The 7309-nt window shown below is 70.8% G+C and carries 6 protein-coding genes; 2 read left to right on the top strand and 4 right to left on the bottom strand.

Going from position 1 to position 7309, the window contains the following annotated elements; translation table 11 throughout:
- From L0H79_RS19165 to L0H79_RS19150, 4 genes are all read right to left on the bottom strand, one after another.
- On the bottom strand, positions 1–653 hold a 653-nt coding region (locus L0H79_RS19165; protein WP_301486243.1), incomplete at its 3' end, for an SMP-30/gluconolactonase/LRE family protein.
- 56 nt (positions 654–709) lie between these two features.
- Complete coding sequence (locus L0H79_RS19160) at positions 710–1285, bottom strand: YdeI/OmpD-associated family protein (protein ID WP_301486242.1); 576 nt, start codon at positions 1283–1285, stop codon at positions 710–712.
- Positions 1286–1625: 340 nt separating this feature from the next.
- Positions 1626–2426 (bottom strand): SWIM zinc finger family protein, encoded by an 801-nt coding sequence (locus tag L0H79_RS19155; protein ID WP_301486241.1) that lies wholly within the window; start codon positions 2424–2426, stop codon positions 1626–1628.
- Entirely contained in the window at positions 2419–5586 is a 3168-nt protein-coding gene (locus tag L0H79_RS19150) for a DEAD/DEAH box helicase (protein ID WP_301486240.1), read from the bottom strand. The genes L0H79_RS19155 and L0H79_RS19150 overlap by 8 nt, the downstream gene beginning before the upstream one ends.
- Before the next feature lie 278 nt (positions 5587–5864).
- On the opposite strand from L0H79_RS19150, the gene L0H79_RS19145 reads away from it, so the two are divergent.
- Both L0H79_RS19145 and L0H79_RS19140 read left to right on the top strand, forming a co-directional pair.
- Positions 5865–6092 (top strand): AbrB/MazE/SpoVT family DNA-binding domain-containing protein, encoded by a 228-nt coding sequence (locus L0H79_RS19145; protein ID WP_301486239.1) that lies wholly within the window; start codon positions 5865–5867, stop codon positions 6090–6092.
- Positions 6082–6507 carry a type II toxin-antitoxin system VapC family toxin gene (locus L0H79_RS19140; RefSeq protein WP_301486238.1) on the top strand — a complete coding sequence of 142 codons (426 nt, stop codon included), beginning with the start codon at positions 6082–6084 and terminating at the stop codon, positions 6505–6507. The genes L0H79_RS19145 and L0H79_RS19140 overlap by 11 nt, the downstream gene beginning before the upstream one ends.
- Positions 6508–7309: the final 802 nt, after the last annotated feature.

Here is a 7309-nt window from a genome sequence, read left to right as displayed (position 1 = left end):
TCGGCGTCGAGGCAGCAGCCGTCTGGCGCGAGAACGACCGCGCCCAGCACGGCCGCGAGCGCCGGGTCATCCGGCAGCTCGCCGAAGGTTGCCCACGTCCGGCGCTGCCCCAGGCTCCCGTCGGGGCCGATGTCGAAGGCGCTGATGCGGTTGCCGAGCGTCTCGTCGACGAGCAGCACCCCGTCGTCGGTGATGACGCTGCCGTTCGGGAAGTAGAGGTCCGTGGCGACGACGGACACCGTCCCGTCCGGGTCGACGCGAAGCAGGTCTGCGGTGCGCAGGTCGGCACCGCCCATGAGGTCGAAACCGAAGTTGCCGACATACGCGCGACCCTGGGTGTCGACGACCATGTCGTTGGGGTGGCCGGTCACCTGGCCGCGCAGCTCGGCGTGCGTCACCAGCGTCCCGTCGGGTTCTCGCCGCAGCAGTCGCGCGTCCTTCATCGATACGACGAGCAGGCGTCCGTCGGGGAGCCAGCCCAGCCCGGACGGCTGCCCGGGCACGTCGGCCTCGACGCGTAGGTCGGTGCCGTCCTCGGCGGCCGACAGGACGCGGTAGGTGTAGAAGTCGACGAACCAGATCCGCCCGTCGTGCCAGCGGGGGCACTCGAGGTAGGCGAAGTCGGTCAGGACGGTGGTGATCTCCCGGGGCATGCCCCCTCCTTGTCGTTGTCAACCGCATCCTTGCCTGTCCTTCTGGCGGCGACCGTTCAGGGATCGCGCAGCTTGCCGCCCTTGGCGAGGTTCGGGTCGGTACACGAGGCCAGGTCGAAGCAGCACGGCCGCCGCTTGCCACCGTCCATCTTCGACATGCTGACCTCGACCCGTCGCTGCCGAGTCTCGGGGTTGGGCGTCGCCTGCACCCAACGGACCCACTCCCACCGAGCCATCGGCGTGATGTCCTCCCACACGTCCCGGATCTTCGCCGGTGCCTCGGCCAAGGCAGTGGCGAGGTCGTCGGGGACGTCCGGCTCCGGCCAGTCGGCTGCCACGCGGAGGGTGACCTCGGTGCTGTCGCCCGGGCTGATCCTGGCGCCCTGTCGGAGGGCCTTGTCGACGCGGATCCAGTGACCGCGGCGACCGTCCGGCTCCACGACCGTCTCGAAGTCGTGCCCGGCCATAGATGCGTGCACGGCCACCGATGCGTGCACGGCTACCTGTCCACGCGACGGGAGCCGCTCGCTGGCATCCTCTGGCAGGCGCACGAGGGCCACGTCGTCGATTGCGGACACCACGGCCTTGAAGATGATCGGCGCCGGCTCGGACGATCGGGTGTCGGTGGGCATGACACGACCTCCTTGGTCTCTCGGCTCCTGGTTCGGTTGCCGGGCTGGGTTCGACGGTCGGAAGAACACAACAAGTCCAGTCTGGGCCATCATCGCGTGCAGCACCGGCCGAGGTGAGACGGACTTGTTGTGTCCGGCCGACCGCGCCGGTCCCAGATGTGAGCTTCTCGCGAGCGCCGGTCGCGGACTTGCCTGCCGTCCGACCGCGCGCGGAAGGGTCGCTGAGCGGCATACGGCATCGAGCGTGCGTGGGATGGGCTCGACGTCGTCGCGCACCACCGCCGGTTCCGGCCGGGGCGCTACCTGCGCCACCTCGGCGGATGCCGCTGCCTCGCGCCACTCAGGGTGGCGCGGGATCCTCGTAGGCCGGGCGCAGCAGGTCGGGCAGGGAACGGCCGCGCAGCGTCACCTCGACCGGAGGCAGCTGGTCGAGCAGGGAGGTGCTGGCCACCACCTCGCGGGTTCGAGGGAGGCGGCCCTGCACGGAGAAGAACCGATCCAGGCAGGCCTCGAGCGGGACGCTGGTGTGTGCGTCGGCCGCGACTGTGGGGCTGTCGGGGCGCGCCGCCTGCAGGTTGTCGAGCAGGTCCTCCCTCCCACGCCCTCGCCAGGCGAGGATCCGGAACGGATCGTCGTCGAACGACTCGGCCAGCAGGTAGAAGGTGGCGGCGACGTGCTTGCACGGCACTTCCCAGTCTGGGCAGGTGCAGTCGAGGGACAGGTCGCTCGCGCTGGTCGGGAACAGCGCGATCCCGACGTCGGCGAAGACGTCCTCGATGTCGTCGGGCATCTCCCCCGCGAGCAGCTTGGCCAGGTACCAGGCGTTGTCGGCGAGCTCGCGCTCGACCTGCGCCCATTCCGCCTTGCCGAAGGCGGCGACGCCGATGCGCACCCGGTACGGTCGCGCCCGGCTGCCCTGGACCTGCGCGGTGACCGCGCCGACGTCGAGGTCCAGCGAGACGACCTGGCCCTTGCGGGCATAGGTCCGGCCGCGCTGCAGGCGACCGCCCATGCCGATGCCCTCGAGGACGGCGACGAACCGCTCGGACCACCAGTGCTGGGCCATGGCGCCCCGCTTGGTGCGCGCCACGAGTCCGCCCTCGACGGCTCGCGGGCGCGACGGAGGATAGAACCTACTCACCGACGGCCTCCTCGGACAGGGCGAAGAGCCGGCGCAGCTCGCCGGTGGACAGCTCGGTGAGCCAGCCCTCGCCGTCGCCGACCACCAGGTTGGCCAGAGCCAGCTTCTCCTCGATCATCTGGTCGATCTTCTCCTCCAGGGTGCCGGTGCACACGAACTTGCGCACCTGCACCCGCCGGCGCTGCCCGATCCGGAACGCGCGGTCGGTCGCCTGGTTCTCCACGGCCGGGTTCCACCACCGGTCGAGGTGGATGACGTGGTTGGCGGCGGTCAGGTTGAGCCCGGTGCCTCCCGCCTTGAGCGACAGGAGGAAGATCGGCGGGCCCTGCTCTGACTGGAAGCGCTGCACGAGCTCGTCACGCTGGTCCCTGGGCGTGCCGCCGTGCAGGTAGGCGACGTCGGTGCCGAACCGGGCGGCCAGGTGCGGCAGCAGGAGCCCGGCGAACTCGGTGAACTGCGTGAACAGCAGCACCCGGTCCCCCTCGGCGAGGATCTCCTCCAGGAGCTCCTCGAGACGGATCACCTTGCCCGAGCGCCGGCCGACGGGGGAGCGGTCGTGCAGCACCTGGGCGGGGTGGTTGCACACCTGCTTGAGCTTGGTCATCGTCGCGAGGACGTTTCCGCGGCGTTCGATGCCCTCGGAGCTCTCGATCCTGTCCATCATGTCGTCGACGATCGACTGGTAGAGCGAGGCCTGCTCGACCGTGAGCCGGCAGTACTCCTTGACCTCGATCTTCTCGGGCAGGTCGTCGATGATCGTCGGATCGGTCTTGAGCCGGCGCAGGATGTAGGGCTGGGTGACGGTGCGCAGCCGCTCGGCCGGCTCGGTCGCGCCATGACGCTCGACCGGGACGGCGTAGCGTTCGCGGAAGAGCTCGGCGGACCCGAGCATCCCGGGGTTGGCGAAGTCCATGATCGACCAGAGCTCGGAGAGCCGGTTCTCCACGGGGGTGCCGGTCAGGGCGACCCGATGGCCGGCGCGCAACCGGCGCACCGCGCGCGAGGCCTGCGACCGGCTGTTCTTGATCGCCTGTGCCTCGTCCAGCACGACGCGGTGCCAGTCGTGCCCGGCCAGCTCGTCCATGTCGCGCGTGCCGGTGCCGTATGTCGTCAGGACGAGATCCGTCCTCGTCAGACGTTCTCGCAGGGCGAGCCCGCGCAGTCGCCCCGTGCCGTGGTGCGCGTAGACGCGCAACGACGGCGCGAACCTGGCCGCCTCGCGCTGCCAGTTGCCCACCAGCGACATCGGGCAGAGCAGCAGCGTCGGCCCGGCGGCCGGGTCGTCCGCGCGGTGGGTGGACTCGAGGGCGAGCAGCTGCACCGTCTTGCCGAGGCCCATGTCGTCGGCCAGGCAGGCGCCCAGCCCGAGCGTGGCGAGGAACGACAGCCAGGACAGGCCGCGGGACTGGTAGGGCCGCAGCGTGGCAGCGAACGAGCCCGGCGGCTCGATCGCCGACAACGATGCCGCCGCCGTGCCGTTCAGCAGCTCACCGAGCCAGCCGTCGGCGGTCACTCCGGTCACCGGCAACGGGGTGCCGAGGTCGTCCGGGTGGCTGGCGGCCAGGGCGAGGATCTCCGCGGCAGTGCGTGGTCGGACCGGCTCTCGCTGCAGGAACTCCAGGCCCCGTCGCAGCTGCTCCGGGTCGATGGCCACCCACATGCCGCGCAGCCGGACGAGCGGCGCTTTGGTCTCGGCGAGCGCGGTGATCTCCTCGTCGGTCAGCGTCTCGTCACCGACCGCGAGCTGCCACTGGAAGTCGACGAGGGAGTCGCGGCTGAACGTGCCGCCGGTGACGGCGGCGTCGGCCGGTGCGCTGGCCGATGCCCGGAGGCCGAGCCGTGCTCGGCGGTCCCACCAGGACGGCAGGAGCACGCCGAAGCCGGCCTCGTCGAGCGCGGGAGCGGCGGTCGCCAGGAAGTGGTAGGCGCCGTCGGCGTCGAGCCGGAGGTTCTGCGGCCTGGCCTGGTGCAGCCCGGCGGCCAGCTCGGGGTAGACCCGGCTCGCCCGGCCGAGCTCACCGAGGAGGAGCTCCTGCGGTCGGCCCAGCCAGCGGCGCAGGCTCCCGTCGTCGGCCCACGCCTGAGCGGCTGGTACCAGCAGGCTCGGGTCCTCGGTGGACTGCAGCAGGAACTCCAGCCGCCACTCGACGGACTGGTTCGGAGCGACGGCCTGGTTCGGAGCGCCGATCTGCTCGGGAGGGAGGGTCTGCCCGGGAGCGAGGGTCTGCCCGGCTGGCTCAACCGGCGGGTGGTTGCCCGATGGCGGCTCGTCGGGTAGCTGTGCATCGTGCGGGAGGTCGTCGCGCGAAAGATCGTCGCCCAGCCCGTCGGCCGGGGCCACCTCGGTGAGGCGGAAGGTGGCTCGGGCCGGACCGACCCGGCCGGTCCCGATCTCGTCCCACGGGGCCAGCCGGCGCGCGAGCTCCTGCACCTCCGGCTCGAGCGCATCGAAGTGACCGTCCGGCGCGGCCAGCGCTCCCAGCCACGCCTCGACGGCCGGCAGCTGCCGGGGCCGGCGCCCCCGCCGGGCAGGTACGAGATCGAGGTCCGACCCGAGCCGGCGCCGCATGGCCGCGTCGGTCAGGGCGTGCAACGCGTCGACGAGCAGGTCGGAGGCGTCCCCACGGGCGGGCTCGCACCGGCACACCGGGGGCATCGCCGCGACGAGGGCGCCCGACGCGACCACATCGGGGCCTCGCAGGGCAGGTCGCCACTGGGCAACGGGGCCCAAGACGTCGACCCCGACGGTCGGGACCACCCGGCCGCGTTCGACGAGCTCGCCGGCGAAGGAGGCCACGTTCGCCAGATAGCCGACCGAGACGCCCAGGCGCACGTCGGCCTCCCCGCCGTGCCCGTTGCCGTTGCCGTTGCCGTTGCCGGTGTCGCCGTCGGTGACATTGTAATTGCTGTCGCCGGTCACCGAGCCCAGCCAGTCCAGCGCCTCGGCCTGCGACAGCTCGCAGGTGGGGACTCGCCAGGGCAGCAGCAGAGGATCGCTCTGGGGGGAGCTACGCGGGCTGATACGCACCAGCTCGGGGGAGTCCAGCGGAGACTTGGCCAGTGACGGCAGCTGCAGGGTGGCCTCTCCCGGACGGCCGGGCACGAGCCGGGTGAGCAGGTCGGCAGCAGCGGCGAACGGGTGCGGCCGGGCCGAGCGCACAGCTTGGCTCCGGCTGGTGACGGTCCGCTCGGAGTCCTCTGCCCACAGGCACAGGCCACGACCTGGAGACCAGAATCCGTGAAGGACGAGCACGCAGGGGCCTTTCGAGTGCGTCGGGACCGTGCACAGGCTAGCGGCCCAAGCACAGCGGCATACATCGTGTCCCATGTCTCTGGGGGCCGTTTCGCCCCTCTGGTGGTGTTCGCGGTGGCGCCTTGTGACCGGTATCGTGTACTACACAAGATACGTATCAGGAGTCATAGGTGTCAGGAGTCGATGTGAGGCTCAACAGCAAGGGACAGGTCACGATCCCTGCCGATCTCCGTCATCGGCTCGGCTTCACCCAGGGCGACGAGGTGGATGTCGTCGAGGATGGCGCCACACTTCGCATCGTGCATCGTGGGCAGGGCGAGACCCGCGGCTCCCGGATCGTGGGACGGATGCGGGCGCGCGCGACGACGAAGCAGACCACCGACGAGCTGATGGACCTGCTGCGTGGAGAGTGAGGGTGCGGCGGCCGTCACCCTCGTCGACTCCAACGTGCTCCTCGACATCCTGACCGATGACCCGGTCTGGGCTGCTTGGTCCGGGGACGCCCTTGGCCGTGCGCTCGACGGCGGACCGGTCGTGGTCAACCCGATCGTCTATGCCGAGGTCTCTGTCGCCTTCGACCGGATCGAGGAGCTCGACGCGGCGCTTCCGGAGGCGGCCTTCGTCCGCGAGGCGCTCCCCTACCCGGCAGGATTCGTTGCCGGGAAGGCATTCCTCGCATACCGACGGGGCGGTGGGGCCCGGACAACGCCCTTGCCCGACTTCTACATCGGTGCGCATGCCGTCGTTTCGGGGTACCGGATGCTGACCCGTGACGCCAAGCGATATCGGACGTACTTCCCCCGGCTGGACGTGGTCGCTCCCGGCTGACGGCCAAAGGGTGTCCGGATGTCGGATCGCCGCCAGACTGTTGGCCCCCCGTTGGTCGCTTCGAACGCCGACCGCGCACCCAGCCGCCATGATGCGTCGGCACTGAACGACCCCACGACTTCCGAGCAGCAACTTGTTGACAGTCTCGATCTCGGCGACTCCGACGCGATCTTCACATCGGTCTCGGATCTCGACCTGGGGTCAGGGTGGGCCTCGTGAGCCTGAGCGGTGAGTCATGAATGTGTCTGTGGGTCAGCCAGATCCGCCCGTCAGACAGGCTTGCATGGGATGGCCCGTTGAGATGCAATCGAACAAACGTTCGAATCGATCGACGGAAAGGTCTCAGGTCTTCGCCATGGCTGCTGGTTCGACGCTTCTGGAGCACCTGCGCGAGCAGATGGCTGCCGTGCAGGACAAGCATGAGGCGGACCGGACGGGTGCGGCACGCGCTTTCTGGAAGAGCCTTGACGCCGGGTCGTGCACCGGCGGGGCATCCGGCGGCAGTGCGGCATCGGGTGGCGGCGGTGCATCGGGTGGCAGTGGTGCGCCGGGTGGCAGCGCTGGCGGCGGAGCGCGCCGCACCGCAGCGCGTCAGAGCGAAGCGTGTCAGAGCGGAGCGCGTGACAGCCGGCAGGGCAGCGCCCATCCCGATGCAGTCCACCCGGCCCGCCACGACTCTCGCCGTGGCGCGCACGGCGGTGCCCACGTCGGTGACCAGGATGGCGCGCACGCCAGCGCGCACGCCGGTGCTCGGGATGGCGCGCACGGCGGTGCCCGGGATGGTGCCCGGGAGGGCGATCGC

The organism is Intrasporangium sp. (genome assembly GCF_030452765.1).
Lineage (GTDB): Bacteria > Actinomycetota > Actinomycetes > Actinomycetales > Dermatophilaceae > Intrasporangium_A.
Note: the sequence above shows the minus strand (reverse complement) of the source record. Positions and strands in the feature narration are given on the sequence as shown.

Bases quoted from the DNA above. Each gene is read 5' to 3' on its own strand.
- L0H79_RS19160 (WP_301486242.1), bottom strand. From the start codon at position 1,285: ATGCCCACCGACACCCGATCGTCCGAGCCGGCGCCGATCATCTTCAAG.